This window comes from Candidatus Tisiphia endosymbiont of Thecophora atra, from assembly GCF_964026395.1.
Classification (GTDB): Bacteria; Pseudomonadota; Alphaproteobacteria; order Rickettsiales; family Rickettsiaceae; genus Tisiphia.
This window is the reverse complement of the sequence record NZ_OZ032145.1, coordinates 549,822-571,752: the sequence shown is the minus strand read 5'-3', so window position 1 is coordinate 571,752 and position 21,931 is coordinate 549,822. Positions and strand designations below refer to the sequence as shown.

The 21,931-nt window shown below is 34.0% G+C and carries 17 protein-coding genes, 2 rRNA genes and 2 pseudogenes; 14 read left to right on the top strand and 7 right to left on the bottom strand.

Translation table 11 applies throughout. The features are described from left to right. Positions 1 to 57 precede the first annotated feature (57 nt). The 8 genes from AAGD45_RS02835 (at position 58) to AAGD45_RS02800 (ending at position 7,258) form a co-directional block, all read left to right on the top strand. Positions 58 to 2,837, top strand: a 23S ribosomal RNA gene (locus AAGD45_RS02835). Between the two features lie 156 nt (positions 2,838 to 2,993). After that, positions 2,994 to 3,108 (top strand): 5S ribosomal RNA (rrf, locus tag AAGD45_RS02830). 301 nt (positions 3,109 to 3,409) lie between these two features. Then, the gene (locus tag AAGD45_RS02825; RefSeq protein ID WP_341761910.1) at positions 3,410 to 3,982 is read left to right on the top strand and encodes a VUT family protein; all 573 of its coding nucleotides are present in this window, start codon (positions 3,410 to 3,412) and stop codon (positions 3,980 to 3,982) included. Between the two features lie 503 nt (positions 3,983 to 4,485). Then, complete coding sequence (locus tag AAGD45_RS02820; protein WP_341761909.1) at positions 4,486 to 5,424, top strand: DNA cytosine methyltransferase; 939 nt, start codon at positions 4,486 to 4,488, stop codon at positions 5,422 to 5,424. A 2-nt stretch (positions 5,425 to 5,426) separates the two neighbouring features. Further along, complete coding sequence (locus AAGD45_RS02815; RefSeq protein ID WP_341761908.1) at positions 5,427 to 5,549, top strand: hypothetical protein; 123 nt, start codon at positions 5,427 to 5,429, stop codon at positions 5,547 to 5,549. 13 nt (positions 5,550 to 5,562) lie between these two features. Continuing rightward, the gene (coaE, locus tag AAGD45_RS02810; protein WP_341761907.1) at positions 5,563 to 6,138 is read left to right on the top strand and encodes a dephospho-CoA kinase; all 576 of its coding nucleotides are present in this window, start codon (positions 5,563 to 5,565) and stop codon (positions 6,136 to 6,138) included. Then, positions 6,126 to 6,821: a DNA polymerase III subunit epsilon gene (gene dnaQ / locus AAGD45_RS02805; protein WP_341761906.1), complete on the top strand. Its 696-nt coding sequence runs from the start codon at positions 6,126 to 6,128 to the stop codon at positions 6,819 to 6,821. Before coaE ends, dnaQ begins: the two co-directional genes overlap by 13 nt. A gap of 110 nt (positions 6,822 to 6,931) precedes the next feature. Further along, a complete protein-coding gene (locus AAGD45_RS02800; protein ID WP_341761905.1) occupies positions 6,932 to 7,258 on the top strand; it encodes a hypothetical protein in 327 nt (108 codons plus the stop codon). Positions 7,259 to 7,313: 55 nt separating this feature from the next. On the opposite strand, the gene AAGD45_RS02795 is transcribed toward AAGD45_RS02800, so the two are convergent. Further along, entirely contained in the window at positions 7,314 to 8,984 is a 1,671-nt protein-coding gene (locus AAGD45_RS02795) for an IS1634 family transposase (protein WP_341760830.1), read from the bottom strand. Between the two features lie 125 nt (positions 8,985 to 9,109). Between AAGD45_RS02795 and AAGD45_RS02790 the strand changes: the two genes are divergently transcribed. Then, complete coding sequence (locus AAGD45_RS02790; RefSeq protein WP_341761904.1) at positions 9,110 to 10,624, top strand: IS1634 family transposase; 1,515 nt, start codon at positions 9,110 to 9,112, stop codon at positions 10,622 to 10,624. 147 nt (positions 10,625 to 10,771) lie between these two features. Next, a pseudogene (locus AAGD45_RS02785) lies at positions 10,772 to 11,152 on the top strand (IS110 family transposase); the annotation flags it as partial. Here the strand turns inward: AAGD45_RS02785 and AAGD45_RS08705 are convergent. Further along, positions 11,150 to 11,509, bottom strand: coding sequence for a hypothetical protein (locus AAGD45_RS08705; protein WP_410521072.1), 360 nt, complete (start codon positions 11,507 to 11,509; stop codon positions 11,150 to 11,152). The pseudogene AAGD45_RS02785 and the gene AAGD45_RS08705 overlap by 3 nt on opposite strands. Positions 11,510 to 11,941: 432 nt before the next feature. Between AAGD45_RS08705 and lipB the strand changes: the two genes are divergently transcribed. Both lipB and AAGD45_RS02775 read left to right on the top strand, forming a co-directional pair. Continuing rightward, complete coding sequence (lipB, locus tag AAGD45_RS02780) at positions 11,942 to 12,565, top strand: lipoyl(octanoyl) transferase LipB (protein ID WP_341761903.1); 624 nt, start codon at positions 11,942 to 11,944, stop codon at positions 12,563 to 12,565. A gap of 18 nt (positions 12,566 to 12,583) precedes the next feature. Beyond that, entirely contained in the window at positions 12,584 to 13,912 is a 1,329-nt protein-coding gene (locus AAGD45_RS02775) for a DUF2748 family protein (RefSeq protein WP_341761902.1), read from the top strand. A 136-nt stretch (positions 13,913 to 14,048) separates the two neighbouring features. Here the strand turns inward: AAGD45_RS02775 and AAGD45_RS02770 are convergent, their stop codons facing one another. From AAGD45_RS02770 to AAGD45_RS02750, 5 genes and pseudogenes are all read right to left on the bottom strand, one after another. Continuing rightward, complete coding sequence (locus AAGD45_RS02770; protein WP_410521071.1) at positions 14,049 to 14,627, bottom strand: ribonuclease HII; 579 nt, start codon at positions 14,625 to 14,627, stop codon at positions 14,049 to 14,051. Positions 14,628 to 14,798: 171 nt separating this feature from the next. Continuing rightward, positions 14,799 to 15,668 (bottom strand): hypothetical protein, encoded by an 870-nt coding sequence (locus tag AAGD45_RS02765; RefSeq protein ID WP_341761900.1) that lies wholly within the window; start codon positions 15,666 to 15,668, stop codon positions 14,799 to 14,801. Between the two features lie 3 nt (positions 15,669 to 15,671). Beyond that, entirely contained in the window at positions 15,672 to 17,708 is a 2,037-nt protein-coding gene (locus tag AAGD45_RS02760) for a ComEC/Rec2 family competence protein (protein ID WP_341761899.1), read from the bottom strand. Positions 17,709 to 17,819: 111 nt separating this feature from the next. Continuing rightward, positions 17,820 to 19,700, bottom strand: coding sequence for an LTA synthase family protein (locus AAGD45_RS02755; RefSeq protein WP_341761898.1), 1,881 nt, complete (start codon positions 19,698 to 19,700; stop codon positions 17,820 to 17,822). A 352-nt stretch (positions 19,701 to 20,052) separates the two neighbouring features. Further along, positions 20,053 to 20,895: pseudogene (locus tag AAGD45_RS02750) on the bottom strand (IS5 family transposase). 76 nt (positions 20,896 to 20,971) lie between these two features. Between AAGD45_RS02750 and traW the strand changes: the two are divergent. Together traW and AAGD45_RS02740 are read left to right on the top strand one after the other, a co-directional pair. Next, complete coding sequence (traW, locus tag AAGD45_RS02745; protein ID WP_341761897.1) at positions 20,972 to 21,568, top strand: type-F conjugative transfer system protein TraW; 597 nt, start codon at positions 20,972 to 20,974, stop codon at positions 21,566 to 21,568. Positions 21,569 to 21,676: 108 nt separating this feature from the next. Then, complete coding sequence (locus tag AAGD45_RS02740) at positions 21,677 to 21,928, top strand: type II toxin-antitoxin system prevent-host-death family antitoxin (protein WP_341761896.1); 252 nt, start codon at positions 21,677 to 21,679, stop codon at positions 21,926 to 21,928. The last annotated feature ends 3 nt before the right edge of the window (positions 21,929 to 21,931 follow it).

Here is a 21,931-nt window from a genome sequence, read left to right as displayed (position 1 = left end):
TAAAGTAGCAGAATTAGTTCTGTACACATCGTACAATCTCAAGCTTTAAAAGAATCAAAGTAAATAAAATAAGAGCATTTGGTGGATGCCTTGGCACTAGAAGGCGATGAAGGACGTAATACGCTGCGATAAGCTTCGGGGAGCTGCGAATAAGCTTTGATCCGAAGATTTCCGAATGGGGAAACCCACCTGCTTAGCAGGTATCGTATAGTGAATACATAGCTATGCGAAGCAAACCCAGTGAACTGAAATATCTCAGTAGCTGGAGGAAAGGACATCAACCGAGACTCCGTTAGTAGTGACGAGCGAACGCGGACTAGGCCAGTGGCTTCAGAATAAAAACTAGAACAACATGGAAAGGTTGGCCATAGAGGGTGATAGCCCCTTATAGGTAAAAAGTTTTGGAGTCCTTGAGTAAGGCGGGACACGTGAAATCCTGTTTGAACATAAGGGGGACCACCCTCTAAGCCTAAGTACTCTCTAGTGACCGATAGTGAACAAGTACCGTGAGGGAAAGGTGAAAAGAACCCCGATAAGGGGAGTGAAATAGACCTGAAACCGAATGCTTACAAGCAGTCGGAGCAGACATTGAGTTTTAAAGCTCGTTTATATGTTCTGTGACGGCGTACCTTTTGTATAATGGGTCAGCGACTTAGTTTATCTAGCAAGCTTAAGCCGTTAGGTGTAGGCGTAGCGAAAGCGAGTCTGAATAGGGCGACTTTAGTTAGATGAATTAGACCCGAAACCGAGTGATCTAGCCATGGCCAGGTTGAAGGTGGAGTAATATCCGCTGAAGGACCGAACCCACTACTGTTGAAAAAGTAGGGGATGAGTTGTGGCTAGGGGTGAAAGGCCAATCAAACTCGGATATAGCTGGTTCTCCGCGAAATCTATTTAGGTAGAGCGTTATAGCGATTACCGTCGAAGGTAGAGCACTGGATGAGCTAGGGGGTTCTACAGACTTACCAAACTCAACCAAACTCCGAATGTCGACGAGTACAGCATAGCAGACAGACTGTGGGTGCTAAGGTCCATAGTCGAGAGGGAAAAAGCCCAGACCGCCATCTAAGGTCCCTAAATCATGACTAAGTGTTAAAGGATGTGAGAAAACCAAAACAACTAGGATGTTGGCTTAGAAGCAGCCATCATTTAAAGAAAGCGTAATAGCTCACTAGTCTAAATAAGTTTTCTTGCGCCAACAATGTAACGGGGCTCAAGTCATGTACCGAAGATGCGGATTTGTACTTTAATAGTGCAAATGGTAGCGGAGCGTTCCGTAGGCCTGTGAAGGTGAACTGTGAAGTTTGCTGGAGGTATCGGAAGTGAGAATGCTGACATAAGTAGCGATAAAGAATGTGAGAAACATTCTCGCCGAAAGTCCAAGGGTTTCTGCGTAAAGTTAATCTGCGCAGGCTTAGTCGGCTCCTAAGGTGAGGCTGAAAGGCGTAATCGATGGGAATCAGGTTAATATTCCTGAACCTGAGGGATGTGACGGAGATAGTAAATTGTATACGCTTATTGGATTGCGTGTGCAGTGAATATTTTCCAGGAAATAACACCCTCATTAAAGACCGTACCCTAAACCGACACAGGTGGACAGGTAGAGTATACCAAGGCGCTTGAGAGAACGATGCTGAAGGAACTAGGCAAATTGCATCTGTAACTTCGGGAGAAGGATGACCTGTAAATGGGCAACCATTTATAGGTGGCACAAACTAGGGGGTAGCGACTGTTTATTAAAAACACAGGGCTCTGCAAAGTCAATAGACGAAGTATAGGGTCTGACGCCTGCCCAGTGCTGGAAGATTAAGAGGAGGGGTGCAAGCTCTGAATTGAAGTCCCAGTGAACGGCGGCCGTAACTATGACGGTCCTAAGGTAGCGAAATTCCTTGTCGGGTAAGTTCCGACCCGCACGAATGGCGTAACGATTTCCCCGCTGTCTCCAGTATCGACTCAGCGAAATTGAATTCTCCGTGAAGATGCGGAGTTCCCGCGGTTAGACGGAAAGACCCCGTGAACCTTTACTATAGCTTTGCACTGGTATTAGGAATTAGATGTGCAGGATAGGTGGGAGACTATGAAGCGGTGGCGCAAGCCACTGTGGAGTCACCCTTGAGATACCACCCTTTTGATTCTTGATATCTAACCGCGATCCTTGAATCAGGATCCGAGACAATGCATGGTGGGTAGTTTGACTGGGGCGGTCGCCTCCCAAAGAGTAACGGAGGCGCGCGATGGTTAGCTCAGGTTGGTCGGAAATCAACTATTAGAGTGCAATGGCATAAGCTAGCCTGACTGCGAGTCTGACAAGACGAGCAGAGACGAAAGTCGGTCATAGTGATCTGGTGGTCCCGAGTGGAAGGGCCATCACTCAACGAATAAAAGGTACTCCGGGGATAACAGGCTGATGATTTCCAAGCGTCCATAGCGACGAAATCGTTTGGCACCTCGATGTCGGCTCATCACATCCTGGGGCTGGAGAAGGTCCCAAGGGTTCGGCTGTTCGCCGATTAAAGTGGTACGTGAGCTGGGTTTAGAACGTCGTGAGACAGTTTGGTCCCTATCTGCCGTGGGTGTAGGAAGTTTGAGAGGATCTGCCTTTAGTACGAGAGGACCGAGGTGGACGTACCTCTGGTGGACCAGTTGTCGCGCCAGCGGCATAGCTGGGTAGCTAAGTACGGAAGGGATAACCGCTGAATGCATCTAAGCGGGAAACCCACCTCAAAACTAGACTTCCCTATCAGAGCCGTGGAAGACCACCACGTTGATAGGCCAGGTGTGGAAGCACGGTAACGTGTGTAGCTAACTGGTACTAATAGCTCAATTGTTTTACTTTGCTGAGGTTGTACTTGTGTACAGCATTAATTCTGCAAGAAACATAAAAAGGTTTTCAGTTTTATCAACAACTCAAATTTTAGACCTCTTTTGAAACTATGGTTCTATGAATAAATGTCTAAAGAAGTCTATTATATAAAAAAAATTTGTATTGCTAGCTTGGTGGTTATAGCACGAGTGAAACACCCGATCCCATACCGAACTCGAACGTGAAACCTCGTAGTGCTGATGGTACTATGCCCTGAGGCATGGGAGAGTAAGTTGCTGCCAAGCTTGCAATGCAAATTTTTTATGAAGACCATATACACTCAAATGATTCTACGAATTGGATTTGAAAATGAGGGGTAAACTAAAGTAATACGTGAGTTCCTGATGTTTTTAAAAAACAATTCTTCAAAGCAGAAGAGTATACAAATTGTCATTAGACATTTGTTTTGTGTTCCAATTCTCCAAATCATTTAACTACCCTTGCAAGCAAGTCTTTTAAAAAGTAAGTTTTAAAAAATCAACTAAATTATCTACTAACAATAATCCATATTATTTGATAAAATTAGAACAAAAAGAAGGAGGTAATATGAACAATATTAACACTAAGTTTTACATACTACTAGTAATACTACTTGGTATATTCACTTATTCATTAAATCTTTTTAATAAAATATCTCAGTGTTCTTTAGTATTTGTGTTTTTAGCTGTAACTGCAAATATCATATCTGAACTATATGGTAGGAAAAAAGCTTGGATTGCTGTAACGTTGTGTATAATAGTAAGCTTTTGTTTGTTATGGGACTTCAATTATTATATTCATGGTCGTGTTATTAATGGAATTATACTTGTATCTTTTGTATCTATATTGTTATCAACATATTGTAGTACAAGTGTATTTGTACAACTCAAGTCAACATGTTCTTTGAATACAAGAAATTTTGCTGGTTTAATGATGGGTGCGGTTGTAGATGGCATTGTGATGTCAGGATTTTTTGTAAATATATTCTCTACAAGTAGAGTTTTGTCGATGTTTTTAAAAGAAGTATTATTTAAATGTGCATATTCATTAACAGTTTATATATGTATATTTTTGGGGTCATTTTTAGTCCAAAAAGTATATTGCAATAATAGGAGTACCCGCGAACTGAAGAATTTTTGAATAAAAAATACAGCTGAGTATACTGCTATGATTTCAAGAGTTGGTAGACGATGTAATCAAAATCATGATAGTAGCGGGAGTTACCGAGGGACTAGGTTGGTGAGTACCGCTAGATAATGACGACGCAATTCTTGATTTTCTATTCTAGAGTATATATACTCAAATGATATTAAAGGGTGTTGGCAAAGTAGTAATAAAGTAAAATTATCGTCATATTTTGAGAATATATTATATAATTTTACTTTTTTACTTATTTTGTTGGCAATTTAACTAAAGAATTACTTAAAAATTTGCTTTATATAGCATTTATATGACTTTGCTAACATCCTATATACCTAACCCAATGATCTCTTAGCTAAAAGCGATGTCATTTCCACTTTTGCAGGAATGACATCGATAGTAGTTAAGATTATATTTATACCAACTATTGGTACGGTTCTTAAATTGCCCTGATCAAATCTAACCGAATTAACTATATCATAACTTATTTAAACAGGAATAATGTGTATAAATTTATAGACTTGTTTTGCGGTATTGGTGGATTTAGGATTGCTTTAGAAGGAAAAGGAATGGAGTGTGTTTTTTCTTCAGATATAGATAAGGATATTCAAGAAACTTATGTAAAAAATTTCGGAGAAAGACCTTATGGCGATTTAAATGAAATCTCAGAAAAAAAAATACCAAAACACGATATTCTATGTGCAGGTTTTCCTTGTCAACCCTTTAGTATTTCTGGTAAGCAATTGGGATTAAAAGGCAGTAACGGAAGATTATTTTATGAAATAATTAGAATCGCCCAATATCATAAACCATATGTTTTATTGCTTGAGAACGTCAAAAATATAATTAATATTGATAATGGATCGGTAATTAAAACAATAGATATAAAATTGGATGAAATTGGTTATAAAGTTTATAGGCATATTCTAAATTCTTCTTTTTTTGGTATACCTCAATCAAGAGAAAGGGTTTATTTTGTTTGTTTACGTAAAGATTACGATAATGATCTAAAATTTAAATATTTACCGCCAAAAGAAACTTTTGCAAAAGTTTATTTGGATGATATTTTAGAAGAAAAAGTTGATGATAGTTTATATATTAAAAGAGATGACATAGTAATAGATGGCAATAAAGAAATTGAAAGAAATTTAAGACCTCTAAGAATTGGTTATGTTAATAAAGGCGGTCAAGGAGAAAGAATCTATAGCCCCTTGGGACATGCAATAACTCTTTCCGCTTTTGGTGGAGGAGTAGGTGCAAGAACTGGCTTATATTTAATTAATAATAGAATTAGACGATTATCAGTTAATGAATGTAAAAACTTAATGGGATTTCCAAAAAATCACCATGTTATAGAAGGGATAAAAGGTTGTCAACAGCTTGGCAATGCTGTTATACCAAAGATGATTAGTAATATTTATGATTCAATTGGAATATCATAATTATGAATAGAAATGCTTATATAGGAAAAAATGTTGAGGTTCTGTTTAAAAATAGCATAGGAGATCATCAAAAAATCATACAAAAAATTCAAGAAAACTTTGAAGTAGAAATTTTAGAAAAATAAAATATTTATTAGAATGATCGCGGTAGGAATCACCGGTAGTTATGCTTCAGGGAAAACTTTTGTCTTAAATTATTTAGCTAATCTAGGATTTATAACTTTTTCTGCTGACGAATATGTTAAGAACCTATACGAAGAGTCAGAAATACAAAATATGGTTCTTAACTTACTACCTGATCTAAAAAGCTTTGATAAAAGAAAAATTGCAGAGCTAATCTACACTAATGATTCAGCAAGAAACAAACTGCAAAATTTTATTCATCCATTTGTAGTGGAGAGTTTGTTTCTTTTTAAACAGCAAAATAGTAAATCAGAGATTACATTTGCTGAGATACCATTACTTTTTGAAGCTGGATTTGATCAATATTTTGATTTTTATGTTACAACATTCTGCTCAGAAGAATCTAGATTAAAACGTGCAATGTCTAGAGAGGCTTTTAATTTAACAGCTTATAATAAAATAGCACAAATTCAATTGCCACAACAGATTAAAATAGAAAAAGCAGATTTTGTTATTAATACTGATGTTAATCTAGTAGATTTAAATAAACAAATAACTCAACTAATAAAAAAATTAAAATGCAGCAATTAAGAGAAGTAATTTTAGATACTGAGACAACTGGTTTAGATCCCAAGAGTGGTCACCGAATTGTTGAAATTGGTGCTATTGAGATGGTTAATAAAGTTCTAACCGGCAAACATTTCCATTTTTATATTAATCCAAAGCGAGATATGCCGACGGAAGCTTATCGAATACATGGCATATCGGGGGAATTTTTAAAAGATAAACCACTTTTTGAAGAAATTGTTGACGAGTTCTTAGGGTTTATTAACAATAGCAGGCTTATTATACATAATGCAGCATTCGATATTAAGTTTATTAATTATGAGTTATCTCTGCTTAAAAGACCTTCTACAGAGTATTTAGAACTTTCCAATGTTACCGATACTCTTGCTTTAGCTCGGAAGATGTTTCCTGGAATGAAAGCTAATCTTGACGCATTATGTAAAAGATATAAAATTGACAATTCTTCACGTAAGTTGCATGGGGCACTTAAAGATGCGGCATTACTGGCAGAAGTTTATGTTGAACTTACTGGAGGTAGGCAAATAAGTTTCAATATTAATAGCCAAAAGGCACAAAATATAGACGAGTTAGTGGTTCAAACTACTATGGCAAATAAAAAAAATACTATAGTTATCAAACCAACTAAGGAAGAGTTACAAAAACATAAAGAGTTTTTGTCAAAAATTCTTTCTCCAATTTGGTTGTAGAACCAGTGTGTGAAAGTGAGAATGACATATATACTCTTCTGCTTTGAAGAATTGGTTTCGCAAAACTGCGTGGTATTCGCGTACTCACGTCTCATCTTCTAGACGAAAAAGTGCTTAAAACACCTAAAGAATCAGGTTTGCAGTGGTTTTGGCATGAAGTTTGTAGTCATGTAAATGATATTTTTTATTTGACAATGCTGGAATTTAGAGATATAATCTCTTTCATGTATATTACAACTGTTCCAAATAGAAATTCTCGTCCTGCAATATTGCTTCGTACCTCTTATCGCGAAGACGGGAAAGTATTAAATAAAACCATAGCTAATCTAACTAATTGGGATGAGTTACGTATTGAAGCTTTTAAGAAGATGCTTAAAGGTGAATTTGATGGTTTAGATGGTGTTCCCCCGACTTCCGCATTTTTTAATAAGGCATAAGCTTAGAAGGCTCATAGTGCTAGGATTTTTAAAATTTAGGCACAACATTATTTTGTTATTTTAAATATATTTCAGCATGGTCTGAACGCTTGATGTTAAAGGTTTTATAGATTTTTCTAGCTTCGTTTTTTATTGCACTTGGTAGTCTATAAAGATCACCAGTCTTTGTATGTCTTAAGATTGAAGCCTGTACTGATATTAATAATTCAACGATGTTAGTTACACTGATCTTTTGGGTCAGAGCAACCTTGTATTCTATAGTTTTAAGCACTGCAAAACTCATATAACACACAGCTATGTGTGCTTCTATCCTTTGTTTAGTCCAGTGAAAAATTGGACGCATTTGTAAATTATGTTTATTGATTCTAAATTGCTCTTCAATTACCCATAATCTAGCATATTTTGCTATTGCTTCATGTGGAGTTATAGTTTGGTCATTGGTGATTACCCCATGTATGCCATCCCACAACGCATCCTGCTCTATCTTCTCTGCGTCAATATAGCTCTTGCCATTTTCACTAGAAGTATATTTTTTTACTCCACTATTAGATATAAGTTTTTTAGTACTACCAGACTCACCAATAGTCTTATTAATTTTATCTAAAATTTTTTGTCGCTCCTGTGCATCATTAATAGCCCTTTTAGATTTATAACTGGTAATTAGACGTTTACCATCATGCTCTAGATCGGCAATCCAAGTAAGATCATTGCCTATAACAGTAGGCTTATAGTTTTCCTCTGATAATATTTCTTCTTTCTTTTCTTTCTTGAGTGTTTTAAGCTTTGCTGCCACAATATAACGATAACCACCTTCATCGAGAGCTTGCAAGTTAGCTTTACTAAACATTGCACGATCAGCAATAAAACAGACATCTTTAACTTTAAGATACGCTTGCCAGCTGTTAATTGATTTAATTAAGGTGCTAACTTCTGCGGTATTACCACTAAACAGCTCATAGCCAAGTGGTAATCCATCCTCATTAGTTGCTAGGGCAAGAACTAGTTGGGTAGTATTAAAGCGATGATCTTTACTATAGCCAAAGGCTCTTAGCTCATCTATTTCTACTGATTCAAAGTATAGTGTAGTGACATCAAAAAATACTAGGCTAATCTCTTTATTAGGAATCAGGGTTAGGGTGTTTTTAAAGCATAATTCTTTAATTTTAGGTATTTGCTCATGTAATTTGTCCATCATCCGATAAGTAGCATCTAGATCATGATGCCTGTCAAATTGATCGCTTAAATACTCAACTATCCCTTTTTTACTATTTGGTCTTACCATACGGGCTAACACTAAATCCTTCAGCATCCCAGCGTCACGTTTCCTTGCTAGTAACTGGTTAAAATGCATTTGATCATAAACATGCCCCCCTATTTGATGCACTCCTTCAACAACTCGCTTGACTTCTACAACCTCATTTAGTTTTACTTCGTTAACAGGTAGAATATCTTTTAACAACTTGTTAGTTGGACGACCTCTTTTAACCTCGTTAGTATCATCAGTAAACAAATTCCTCTGCCCAATTGCAGCTTCTCTCTCAGCTTTAATCTTGGCAATCAAATCTTGTGCTAGGGCAACTAATTTAGCTTCTTCTACTTCATCTATGAAGACTCCTAAATGACGTACTATACGCTGTTTGACGTTACCTTTACTATCACGATAACCTTCCACTATTTGAATAGATTGCCTTGGACTATTAGGAGTTTTTTTACGACGTATGTACATATTAGGGCTATAAAATATGGGGCTATATTCAATTAATTAAATAATAAACAACATCGCAGTTAAAGTCAATAATAAAATATCTACTAGGCACAACAGAACGAGAGTACCACTTCACCTCCTTACTAATGCCACTTATAACAACTAATATCAAAAAATCTGCGGAAGTCAGGAAGAAGATGCTTAAAGGTGAATTTGATGGTTTAGATGGTGTTCCTGAGGTTGGTGAAAGTTTTGGGACTATTTTTCTACTAAAAAGAATTGCTGATGAAATTGGTATTACTAAGGCTCTTGGTACTAGAAGCAAAGAAGCTTTATTGAGTCTATTTTTGGTTTTAGCACGCTTTGCTCACCAAGGGTCTAGACTTTCCAGCGTGAAATGGGCGAAATCGCATGCGATATCTGATGTATTATCTGTCGATTCATTTGATGAAAACCATTTATATCAGGCTCTAGAATGGTTAGAAGAGAACCAAGAAAAGATCGAATTAAAATTATTTAAAACTTATCAAAAGAAAAATAACAAGCCGCCTGTTATGCTTTTATATGACGTCACTTCCAGCTATTTCGAAGGAACAGAGAATGAACTTGCGGAATATGGGTACAATCGGGATAAAAAGAAGGGTAAAAAGCAAATAGTGATTGGTCTATTAACTGATGATCATGGCGAACCTTTGGCTGTTAGAGTTTTTAAGGGTAATAGTGCTGATCCTTCTACCATTTATGAGCAGATTGAGCTAGTAAAATCTAATTTTGGTATTAAGAATATCGTCTTTGTTGGTGATAAAGGAATGATTAAGAGGACAGGCAAAGAAGCCCTGAGCAAAGAAGGATGGGACTATATTACAACCTTAAGTAAAGTTGAGATTGAAAGCTTAAAGAAAAGCGGAGTTTTGCAATATAGTTTTTTTGAAGAACAGCTATGTGAAGTAACCAATAATGGCAAAAGATATATTTTAAGGAAAAATGGTTCTATAGCCCGAAAAGTTGAGTTTGATAGGAATAACCGAGTTGAAAAATTGGTTGCAAAGATTGAAGAACGTAATATATATGTATCAACCCATAAGAAAGCAAAGCTAGAACTTGGTTTAAATAATATTCAAAAAATTGCCAAAGAATGGCGGATAGATAAATTTATCAACCTAAAATTAGATGGCAACCAAATAGTGGTTGAAATTGATCAAGATAAGAAAAAAGAGTTGTTTGCTCTTGATGGTTGTTATGCGATTGAAACACAGATTGAAATTAAACTGATGAGTAAAGAATTGGTTGATAAAGCTTACCATAATTTACATGAAGTAGAATCGAATTTTAGCAGTATGAAGACAGGATTACTCGAAGTAAGACCGATCTTTTTAAGGAAAAGCAACAGAACGAAGGGACATGTATTTGTTTGTATGTTGGCATTAAAAATATGGCACTATATGAAAAATAAGTTGAAACAAGGTTGTGGCGTAACCAAGGATGGTAAATATAATGTGACCATTGAGGAAGCATTAAGAGAGCTGGATAAAGTATGTTTTTTATATTACACAATCAAGGGTTGCAAAGTTGCAAGATTACCAAAATTAAGCGAGTTTCAACAAAATTTATTCAATTTATTTGATTTAACGATGCCCCAAATGACAAAATCTGCAAAATGATAAAATAATGGTATGGACCTCCTGATATACAGAATGAAAAGCAGTTGCTAATCTTCTAAAGTTAATATTAAATATTAAAATAACAATCAGGAGGCTAAGATGGAAGTTACCACAATTGGTATAGATATTGCAAAAAGAATTTTCTAAATTCATGGTGTAGATAAAAATGGTAAGACGGTATTAAAGAAAAAATTAATGAGAGATCAAGTTTTAACATTTATGGCTAATTTACCAAAATGTTTGGTAGGGATGGAAGCTTGCGGCGGAGCTAGTTACTGGGCAAGAGAAATAACTAAATTGGGGCATACAGTAAAACTAATGGCAGCACAATTTGTCAAACCGTATGTTAAAACTAATAAAAATGATCAAGCTGATGCAGAAGCTATATGTGAAGTGGTAACAAGACCAAATATGAGGTTTGTACCAATTAGAACTGTAGAACAACAAGATATTTTATCAATTCATCTAGTAAGAGAGAGATTGGTAAAAAATCGTACTGCCCTTGCTAATGAAATTAGGGGTCTACTACATAATTGGTATAGCAATGCCTTTATGGCAAATAGATAATACTAAAATATTGATGTCAAGCTTACCAAATTTCCAATTTGTCCGATCAAGCACTAATAACCATTGTTCAGCATCAATTCCAGCCAACCTAACCAGTAACTTGGCTAAGGATGTGTATGATAATTCACATTTGGCAAAAAATCTCTGTAATTTCTTATAGCGTGATTCTTGCTTGTCTCCTTTTATCGTTAAGGCAAGTTGTGTAAGATTTACATCTCTCACTTGCAGTAATCCTAATATTATTTGTTCTATTAATTTTATACTTGCAAAACTATTAAAAAAGTAGTCTCCTATTAATTGTGATAACGCTGTAATCATTCTCTTGCCTCTTAAGTCTTTAACAACCTAACTAATAGAGCTTTGTCTACGCGTTATCTACTATTTTTTATTCTCTCCTTAATCTCTTTGTCCTGTACTGAGCCATTCAATATGTGATTTTAATTATTAAAATCACATATTGAATGATGAAAAAAGTTAAAATGCACCCGCAGAATTACTTCAAGAGTGCATTTTTCCTTATGACAAAGCCAGTTCTATAGAAGAATTAATAATTCTTCTAACAAACTGTTCTAATAGTTTGTTTATGTTTTTACATAATGCGTAGCATTTTGTTTGGTGCTTATATCGAACTTAGGTTATTATAATATACTCTTCTGCTTTGAAGAATTGGTTTTTGCAAATAATTGCGGGGATTTCGCGTACTTATGTACTTCATGTACTGCTTGCGTTCGCTCACCCTTGGTTAATATTATGGTTCAATTTGTTACCTTATCAGGCTTTTCAGAATATGAAGACACAATAAAGTTGATGGAAGATAAGGTTACAAGTTTAATCAATAAATCTTCACAAGAGATTGTTTATTTAGTTGAATATAAGGATATTTATACCGCAGGTACTAGTTTTAAGGCAAATGAATTGTTAAATCCTAGAGATATACCGGTAATTTATACTGGTAGGGGGGGAAAGTTTACCTACCACGGTAGTGGACAAAGAGTAATATATCCCATTCTTGATTTAGCCTCAGAACGAAGGCAAAAGGATTTAAAACTATATATTAAACTACTAGAAGAATGGATTATAAATAGCCTGTTATATTTTGGGATTAAAGCTTTTACTATAAGTGGTATAGTGGGGATATGGGTAAAAGAAAACGGTGTACCCGCAAAGATTGCATCAATAGGTATTAGAGTTAAAAAATGGGTTACATATCATGGTGTTGCTGTAAATATTTCAACAAATCTTGATATGTTCTCCGGAATTATTGCTTGTGGTTTGAGAGATATGCCTGTGACCTCGTTTAAGAAACTTGGTATTGATATAACGTTAGATCAGTTTGATGAAGTTATTAAGGATAAAGTCTTTGAGGTTTTTTAAAATATTCAGTATACCCCTATGAGTTCAATTTATCATATACTTGATAAGATTCCTGCTATTTATCCTGAGGACATGCAAATAGAATATGAACAATTAGCTCAGCAATTAATCAAATCAGGAAAACTTAGGATAGATACCGATAATAGTTGTAATTTTGCAAGATTTTCTGATCCAAAGTTCAATATTAGTTTGATGATAAGTAAAGAGGAAATAACCGAGCCAAATTTAATTGAACAAACTAATCAGTTATTAAGATCTCTATACAAATCTTCTATATCAGATAAAAAACTGGCATCGATTTATACAGATTTGAAAAAACAAATTCAGAAATTACAACCAGTTGACCAATCCGTTACTGAAAAATTAACAAGGCTTTTTGTTCAGTCAGCCCATCCTATAGTTATTAGGTGGTTATTGCATGATAAGGTTCAGGTATTTATTACTTATTCCCATAATATCGGTGATATGATGGATATAGTTGATTGGCAACGTTCGGGTTCTAATAGTGGTATGCAAAGTACTGACGGTAAGAATGTAGCAGTCTTTGTTTCCTGCGGTGGAAATCCATTTGCTGAAAATGATAAAAATCACCCAACTTATGGTGATGGATGGGCAGCAGCTGCTAGATTGCAAATTATAGCTGGGCAAGAACTTGGGCATTTTGCTGATATTAAAAGAGATGCAAGTGGCAGTCAAATTAGTCGTCATTCAGCAAATTTTTCTGGAACAAAAGCAACCCCCCATGTAAGACAGGCTAGAATAGATGATATTATTAATTGTGATAAACTATTAGCCAAGCTTCTCTCTATAGGGATGAGGCAAATGATTACTTATGAAGAAAAGGTAAAATTTTATAATAAAAACAAGATACGGGGTATAAGGGCTTATTGGGCAAGATTACTTGGCTTTATATATAAACAGAAATTTTTATTTTTCGTTAATAGAAGAAAATTGTTTTTTATTAAGAGATTCATAAAAGAGCAATATATGGGGCTGATGATTAGAGCTATGATTGAAGATATGAAGTTTAATTTAGCACCAGTCGCAGATGTTTATAAAAATAGTGACCCTGAGATCGAAGAAACAATTGCCTGTATAGAAGCTCTAGCAAGAGTACCCCAACAGGTGATGAAATGGGGATATTTAACGACTATGGCAACAATGCAAGGATTATATAAAGTATATTATTCCGAAGTTATACCTTCCTTAATTTCTAACTATGTATTAATGACTAAGCAAAGCTATAAACGTGATATATCAAAGCCAAGATATCTAACTAATTTCTTTCGTAAAATAAACATATTTAGTAAAAAAAAATTAATATTTAAACAAATCAGAGAAGTATAATTAGCTTTAAAAAGGTTTAAAATGCATTCGCAAAACCGCTGTAAGAATGCATTTTTCCTTTCCATGATATTTTCAAAAAACAATTCGTAGGAGCAGAAGAGTATAATCAAGTTTTTTTAAATAGCCCTTCTATAGCCTATAATGTAGAACTTCTTATCTTAAAACTTTTTCTATGATAAGGCGAAAGACCGTGAAGGCTTATAGCATTTAGATGTTCTTTAGTACCATAACCGGAGTTTTTGTGCCACATATATTCCGGAAATTCTTTGGCATATTCAAGCATTAAGCGATCTCTAGTAACTTTCGCAATAATAGATGCTGCTCCAATAGAAATTGATAAATTATCGCCATTTATTATACTAATAAATCTTGGATCGTGAAATTTCATATTACCATCTATTAATACCGTATCCGGTTTAACAGCAAGATTTGCTACTGATATAGTACAAGCTTTTTTAGTTGCTTCAAGGATATTAATTTTATCTATCTCATCGTGATGCACTATACCAACAGACCAAATATAATTTTGGGTTATTTGTTTATATAACAACTCCCTCATTGTTTTAGTAAGTTTTTTAGAATCTTTGATACCATGTATGATTTTTGTTTGATCAATGATAACAGATGCAGCTACTACAGAACCAACTAGCGGTCCTCTGCCGGCTTCATCTACTCCAGCTACTAATCCTGAATATTTTTGTTCTAATTTAAACATCATGCCTCCCATAAAAATGACACTCTATGTACTTCCGCCTTATATATAGTTCTTCATCATCGCTATCATCTATTGTTACTGTAGTAACAGACATTATGAACTCAAAATAAAAAAATCAGGTTACTTAAAATGCTTAAATTGACACCCATGAGTTACGGCTACGGCGGGGATCTACCGTCCCTTATCTTTATTAGAATGCTTTGTGTTAGAAGGGGTGGTATTAGGTTTAATAGTACTACTACCATCTCCCATAGATATATCGTTTTTATTGAGAGTCTTTCTCAGACGGTGATATATTTGAGATCCGGCTGTACCCTCAAGTTTGCTTAATATCTTTTCTAATGCAGTCTTACTAGTTTGCAATCCATCACTTCTATTTGCTTTATCAATAGCTTGGATTGTCCCAGCACCATTTTCAATAAAAGCCTCTTTTTGTTCCTCAGGTGATTTAACAAATGATTTAATATAATGCCTCAGTTTTGCACCTAAATCTGTAATAGTTCTGACATGCATTGGATCAGCTGGTGAAAATTCCAATGCCGAATACATTTTTTCTGTACCAGCTCCTATAGTTGCAATTGTATCAATTTGTTCAGTTTTCTGTAAGGATTTATGTGGAAACTCTTCTATCAATGTATCCATTTGTTTAGCTTGTTGACCGAATTTATCTAAATTAGGTTGTCCTTTAACATATTCGGCAGAATATCCTTTAGCAAGTTCACCATGAGCATTAAGGGTGGTGCTAATATTGCCTTTAAATTCACCAAATTTTTGGCTAGTAGCTTCAACAGTTTGTGAAAGTACATTTGTTGTGTCATCATCCAACGACACCTGTATTTTTACTTCTTTCTCTATTCCCATGCTTTCCATAGCTTCAGCAAGTTCAGGAGTATATTTCGAATCAAAGCTAAAGTTGAGTAGGCTTTTGAATCTATCTATATCCTGTACAAAGCCTTCCTTTGGTTCACCAACAATATTAGCTATATCTGATTTAAACTTCTCTAATTTGGGCATAAAAATATCTTTAATTAATGTTAGCAATCACTAAAAACTCTTGCAGTTACCCTGCCATCTTTTTTTATTATTTGTTTTAATTGTACATTCGTGCTGATTACAAAATATCATTATTACTTCAAACTCTCTTAGAAATTCTTTAGTAATAGTAATTTTGTTACCTTTACATTGGTTTCTACTCGACATGTTAATATATATATCGACATTTTCACATATTTTATTTGGAACAATTGGCTTATAGTTTATCAAAATTGTGTATCCATCGGAAGTAAAAATATTTTTTTCTATAGGGAATATTTTAGCATCCTGTTGACCAAACCAGTTGGCCCAATATATACGCTTAAACTCTGGTATCTCATTCACATAAATGTCAAGTTCACCATTGTTATTTTTTATACCAATAGCATTTAAATTTATATCAAATATGAAATTAGGTTTAGGAGAATTTAGCATTAAGATTACAGATATAATCATTATAATCAGACCTAAGAAATGCCACTTTGTTCTCCATAAACAAGTCCAAAAAAATCCAAATAAGAAAGTAATTAAACTAATTTTGGTTATATAACCAAAATACCATACTGATAATGGTAAGGTATTAGTAAATTTCACTGCTGCAATAATTATATCAATGAAAAAACCTATTAATTTTAAACAATATTGATCTATACCAAATATCATTAAGAATAATGAGATAATAGATAACGGCATCAGAAAGAAAGACATTATAGGTACAGCAATAAGGTTCATGGGAATAGAATAAGTAGGAAATGTATAAAATTGGTTTATTACTACAGGAGCAGTTACTATGCTTGCAAGGAAGCTTGAATAAATATTAGAGGCAATATAAAATTTTATGGAAGAAAAAATGCCCTTGCTTTTACCTAAAATCCATTGATTTCTTATATAAAATTCGTAACCAGCAGTTAGCGATAATACTGCCACAAAAGATAATTGGAAGCTTGGATGAAATATATATTCGGGATTTACCGATAATATTATGAAAGCTGCAATCGCGAGCGATCTTAGGGGATAGGGCTTCCGTCCTATCATAACTGCATAAATAAAAATTGCCGTCATAATGAATGCCCTTGTGGCAGCAATTTGCATGCCACTTAGCTCCAAATAACCATAACTGCCTATTAAAGAACAAATTGCTGCAATTGACTTTATGTTGTAATTATAAGCAATATAATTTGATAGATTTAATAAGAATCTTGCTGATATGAAAAACAGCATAGCTACCAATGACAAATGTAAACCGGAGACGCAAAGTATGTGAGATATACCGCTTTGTCTCATTTCTTTCATTAATTTTCTATCGATGGCTTTTGTTTCTCCTAGTAATATTGCTGCGGCGAAATTACCTTTAATAGAACCAAGTATTTGGATTAGGCGGTTGTAAATATTTTTTTTAATTTTATAGATAAAACTATTAGTGTAGAGATTACTATGTGCTATAATTTGGGGGGGTGATAGCGCATAGCCAGTGGCGTTGATATCTGCCAAATATGCATAAAAGCCAAAGTCATAGCCACCTGGTAGAATACTACTTTGAGGCTTATAAAGCTGAGCCACTAGGTTAATGCTATCGTTAATATTAATTTCTTGAGCATATTTTGCTGGCATGCTTATCCTAACTTTCTCTAAAACCTGATTAGACCTATTAAGTTTTTGAATTTTGACCTGATGTAAGATAATTTGCATACCATGAGTGGTCGGTTTCATCGATTCTATAGTGCCACCTATTTGTGAAATTATCGGCTTTTTAATACCAACAACATGTAAATTTGATATACGATATTTGCCCACTAACATACCGCATGAAAAAGCAATAATTATGCCCGAAATAAATCGCCCAAATATGTTATTTCTTAAGATTATTAGTGATAAAGAAATTGTGAAAATAGCTAGAATAGATATAAAGGAAGGTTCGTTACTTAAAGTAAAATAAATAACGATACCATAAATGAAACTAACGAAATACCAAAGGCTGAGATTGTGATATTCCTGTTCTAAAATGCTTTTGGCAAGCTTAAAAATTAATTTATAATCTCTTAGGGTCATTCATCTAACAGTAGGTTTTTATTTAAAATAAGCTACTATTAGATGTAATTCAAGAAATCTATTTACCCCAATTTGGGATAAGAATTGACAAATTCTGATCCCAAATTCGTGTTATTCCCTCATTTCACCCTGAATATATAAATCATAAGCTATCTGATAAAAACTAATAGCTTCTTCTACTAAGTTAGGAATATTCTCAGTCTCTATTTTATCTTTACCAACTAATTTATAAGTTTTTGGCTGTCCCTGTGGGCTTAAGATAACTAAGTGATTATCTTTCATAAAACCAAGCAATTGGTAAGTGCTGATAAATGCTCTTTTTGCCGGTATGTTTAACATATCTTGACCGAAAAACTTACTATTATAGGAAAAGTTTAATAATCCCAAAATAGTAGGAGCAATGTCAATTTGACTTGCTAAACTATCAATTATCTGTGGTTTTGATATATTAGGAGCGTATATTAATAGAGGTATGTGATATTTATTAATCGGTAAATCAGTTTTGCCAGCACTTGATGCACAATGATCAGCAGTGATAACAAAGATAGTATTATTAAACCAAGGGCGAGTTTTTGCTAATTCAAGAAACTTACCAATAGCATAGTCAGTATATTTAACAGCTGCATTACGTCCACTACCAGACGCTAGATCAATTCTACCTTCGGTGAAAGTATAAGGACGATGGTTAGAGGTAGTCATAATTAATGAGAAAAAAGCTTTGCCTTCCTTATAATTTTGATCAGCTAACTCTAGTGATTTTATTAATATATCCTCGTCAGCTACTCCCCAAATATTAGAGAAACTTATTTCATTTGATTTTAGATTACCTCGATCAACTATATTATAACCATTACCATGAAAATAATTTTGCAAATTATCAATGTAACTATAGCCACCGTTTATGAAGTTAATAACATAACCTGCATTCTTAAAAATAGTAGCTATATTAAATAGCGATTGGTTATCAGGTCTACGGATAATGGAAGAACCAGGAGTTGGTGGTACTGATAAAGTAATAGCTTCCAAACCTCTTACTGTTCTAGTTCCTACTGCATATAGATTGGTAAAAAATATGCTTTCATCAGCTAATCTATCTAAATTTGGAGTAATATTTTGTTGATTGCCAAATTTACCCATGAATTCACTACTAAGACTCTCCACAGTAATAAAAATAATATTATATTTTTTATTATTAGAAGAATTAGCTTTGATATAACGTGCTATAGTAGAATCATCTAAGTATAGTTCTTTGTTTTTTGATAAACTAGTGCGAACAGTATCTAAAGCTTGTTTTTTATCAACTACTGGATAAAATTTATTATAATCTAAGCTATTATTAAAATAGGCAGAGAAAAACTCATATGAACCGTTTTTAGCAAGTTCGATAGCATATTTATTAGAATTAAAAGCAATTTTATTAGGGTTATAGAAATAAAAAGCAACTAGGCTAAACAAAAATAGCATTATCACACAAAAAATATGTTTCTTGCCATTTAGAGTACTTGCTTGATTAATTATATATTTTCTAAAGAAAAAACTAATCAATAGTGCAATAACTATAATAGCTAATGATATTTCTATATAGGGTAAAGATTCCTTTACAGTACCAATAATTTCGTGGGTATAAATTAGATAATCTACAGCAATAAAATTAAATCTAACACCGAACTCATCCCAAAAAGTAATCTCGGCAATTGTAATAAATATTAAGAGAGCAATGGTATAGAAATAACTGATAAAGCAACAGCTTAAATACAACAATTTATATCGAGCCAATAATTTGTAAAAACCAACGATCAGCAGTAAAATTATCGGTAAAAAATAACAAAGAGATATTAGATCATTAAATGTACCAATAACAAAAATTGACACTAGATCAGATATGGTTATTTGTTGTTGCCATAAAGCATATGAGCTTAATAGAATACGAGTAATAAACTGAAATATTAGGTAAATTCTAACAATAGGAAAATGAAACAGTATTTTTATCATATATATCTAAATTAACGTCATTGCGAGGAGGTCGTAAGGTCACAACTGTTGAAAGTTAAAAAATCGTCTATTAGCGAAGTGTTGTTATAAGGCTTAAGCCGTCTATTAGCGAGCGAACGTATGTAAGCGTGGCAATCCATGAAGCTTGTCAATTGCTTCGTCGACCTACGGTCTTCTCGCTAATAGACGGTTTATTTCTTTCCTTTAAAGGGACGATTTTAACTTATCTCCCTAGCTATTAGTCTTCCTATTACCATAAATGTCAAGAAAAACTTATGGGTAATAGTAAGCTGCTTACGCAGGGATTGACACCCTAAGCTATTAAACCGATGTCTTAGAGCTTGTCCGCAAACTAAGTAATAGAAGTAATCCTACGAAGAAGTAATCGACTCATAGCCAAAAAAATTATATTTTCACTAGAATCAGTAAGAAAATCATACTCCTTGGAGAGCCTTCTATTTCTATTTATCCAAGCAAAGGTTCTCTCAACAACCCATCGCCTTGGCTGTACTTTAAACCCAACTTCCCTTGTTGGCAATAGTTCTAGTGGTGTATTTTTTGGTATCCAAAATCTGCACACTGGTCGTTTAACAATTTCTAAATCTATGTTATACTTTTCCTTAATGAGATCCTTTAAATCTTTAGACTGATACCCCATATCAGACCACATTTGTTTAATTAGTAGTGTACTCTTTTTGCATGTTACTGAGTAGCACTGTAGCTCCGTATCGATCATTCTCATTCGCAGAACCGACATAACAACCTAACACAAAGCCTTGTGTATCGGTAATAATATGCCTCTTTCTGACCTTAATTTTCTTAGCTCCATCATAACCTTTAGCTCCACTTTTTCTGTTGTCTTGACAGACTGACTATCTATTATGCAAGCACTAGGATACTCATTTCTACCTAATTTTCTTCTAACATCCTTGATAAGTTCATGGTTCATACGTTCAAATACACCTTGCTTCTTCCATCTTCTAAATTGTTCATATACTGTCTTCCAAATTGGAAAGTCATGCGGCATATATCTCCACTGACACCCAGTACGTAATACATAAAAAATTGCATTCAAAATCTCTCTTTTGCTATGTTTTAAAGGTCTACCTCCCTTTACATACGATACTTGAAACAACCCCTCTATCCTTAACCATTCTTCATCTGTTAAATCTGTTGGATAATTTTTTCTGCTCATTCTTCTATACTTCTTACTAATAATACTTTGTTCACTTCATTATACCTTAATTTTAGTTTGAGGACAAGCTCTTACAATGATTTTAGTAATTCTACTACCACAAATAACTATTGCTAAGGATTTTGGCATATATGGAACAATTTTTGAGGTTAAAGAAGAAGGATTTTTAGCAATGATCGAAAGAAAACTAAAATTAGTTGATATAGAACAGGAGAAAAGCAAGATGTTAGAAATCGCTAAAACTCGAATAGAGCAGCCGGTAGCAGTTAGCAATATCAAACGTACTCAAAAAGCACAAGATTTTACTTATGATCCAAGCTACATAATAAAAGAGGATATTATTTTGCCAGATGGCAAGCTACTTCACAAGATAGGTACAAAAGTTAATCCGCTAGATCATATAAACTTGGACAAGAAGTTGATATTTATTGATAGCAGAGATAAAGAGCAAGTCGAGTGGTTTAAGCAGCAACAAAGCAGCTCAGTAATAAAGGCAGAAGACAAATTGATATTAGTAGCTGGTAGACCACTTGATTTACAGAAAGAACTTGATAGAGAAGTATATTTTGATCAAGCAGGAGTTTTAACAACAAAATTTAAAATTAAGCAAGTACCAGCAATAATTCAGCAGGAAGGAAAAGTTTTAAGAATAAAAGAAGTAGAAATTGATTAGTAGTCGTAAAAAAACAGTTATAATGCACAATGGACTATTTTAGGTAAAATTTGAGTCATAACTAATAAAATGCTATTATAAGTAAATTAATAAAATTAGAGGTGAATTATGCAAAAATGGCAGTTACAAGAAGCAAAGGAACATTTTGAAGAATTAGTTGATAGTGCATTGCATGGTGAAATGCAAAAGATAGTAAAGTCATCTAGAGACGTAGTATATATAGTTTCTGCTGAAAAATACAAAGCAAGAGTTCCAAAGAAAAGTTTTAAAGAAATGCTTTTATCAATACCTAAAACTGTTGATGACGAAGAAGATTTATTTGAAAGAGCTCAAGGCAAAGCTAGAGATGTTGAATTATGAGAT

Bases quoted from the DNA above. Each gene is read 5' to 3' on its own strand.
- lipB (WP_341761903.1), top strand. From the start codon at position 11,942: ATGGTTCAATTTGTTACCTTATCAGGCTTTTCAGAATATGAAGACACA.
- AAGD45_RS02790 (WP_341761904.1), top strand. From the start codon at position 9,110: ATGCCACTTATAACAACTAATATCAAAAAATCTGCGGAAGTCAGGAAG.
- AAGD45_RS02795 (WP_341760830.1), bottom strand. From the start codon at position 8,984: ATGTACATACGTCGTAAAAAAACTCCTAATAGTCCAAGGCAATCTATT.
- AAGD45_RS02825 (WP_341761910.1), top strand. From the start codon at position 3,410: ATGAACAATATTAACACTAAGTTTTACATACTACTAGTAATACTACTT.
- AAGD45_RS02760 (WP_341761899.1), bottom strand. From the start codon at position 17,708: ATGACCCTAAGAGATTATAAATTAATTTTTAAGCTTGCCAAAAGCATT.
- AAGD45_RS02775 (WP_341761902.1), top strand. From the start codon at position 12,584: ATGAGTTCAATTTATCATATACTTGATAAGATTCCTGCTATTTATCCT.
- traW (WP_341761897.1), top strand. From the start codon at position 20,972: ATGATTTTAGTAATTCTACTACCACAAATAACTATTGCTAAGGATTTT.
- AAGD45_RS02815 (WP_341761908.1), top strand. From the start codon at position 5,427: ATGAATAGAAATGCTTATATAGGAAAAAATGTTGAGGTTCTGTTTAAA.
- coaE (WP_341761907.1), top strand. From the start codon at position 5,563: ATGATCGCGGTAGGAATCACCGGTAGTTATGCTTCAGGGAAAACTTTT.
- AAGD45_RS08705 (WP_410521072.1), bottom strand. From the start codon at position 11,509: ATGATTACAGCGTTATCACAATTAATAGGAGACTACTTTTTTAATAGT.
- AAGD45_RS02740 (WP_341761896.1), top strand. From the start codon at position 21,677: ATGCAAAAATGGCAGTTACAAGAAGCAAAGGAACATTTTGAAGAATTA.
- AAGD45_RS02770 (WP_410521071.1), bottom strand. From the start codon at position 14,627: ATGTTTAAATTAGAACAAAAATATTCAGGATTAGTAGCTGGAGTAGAT.
- AAGD45_RS02755 (WP_341761898.1), bottom strand. From the start codon at position 19,700: ATGATAAAAATACTGTTTCATTTTCCTATTGTTAGAATTTACCTAATA.
- dnaQ (WP_341761906.1), top strand. From the start codon at position 6,126: ATGCAGCAATTAAGAGAAGTAATTTTAGATACTGAGACAACTGGTTTA.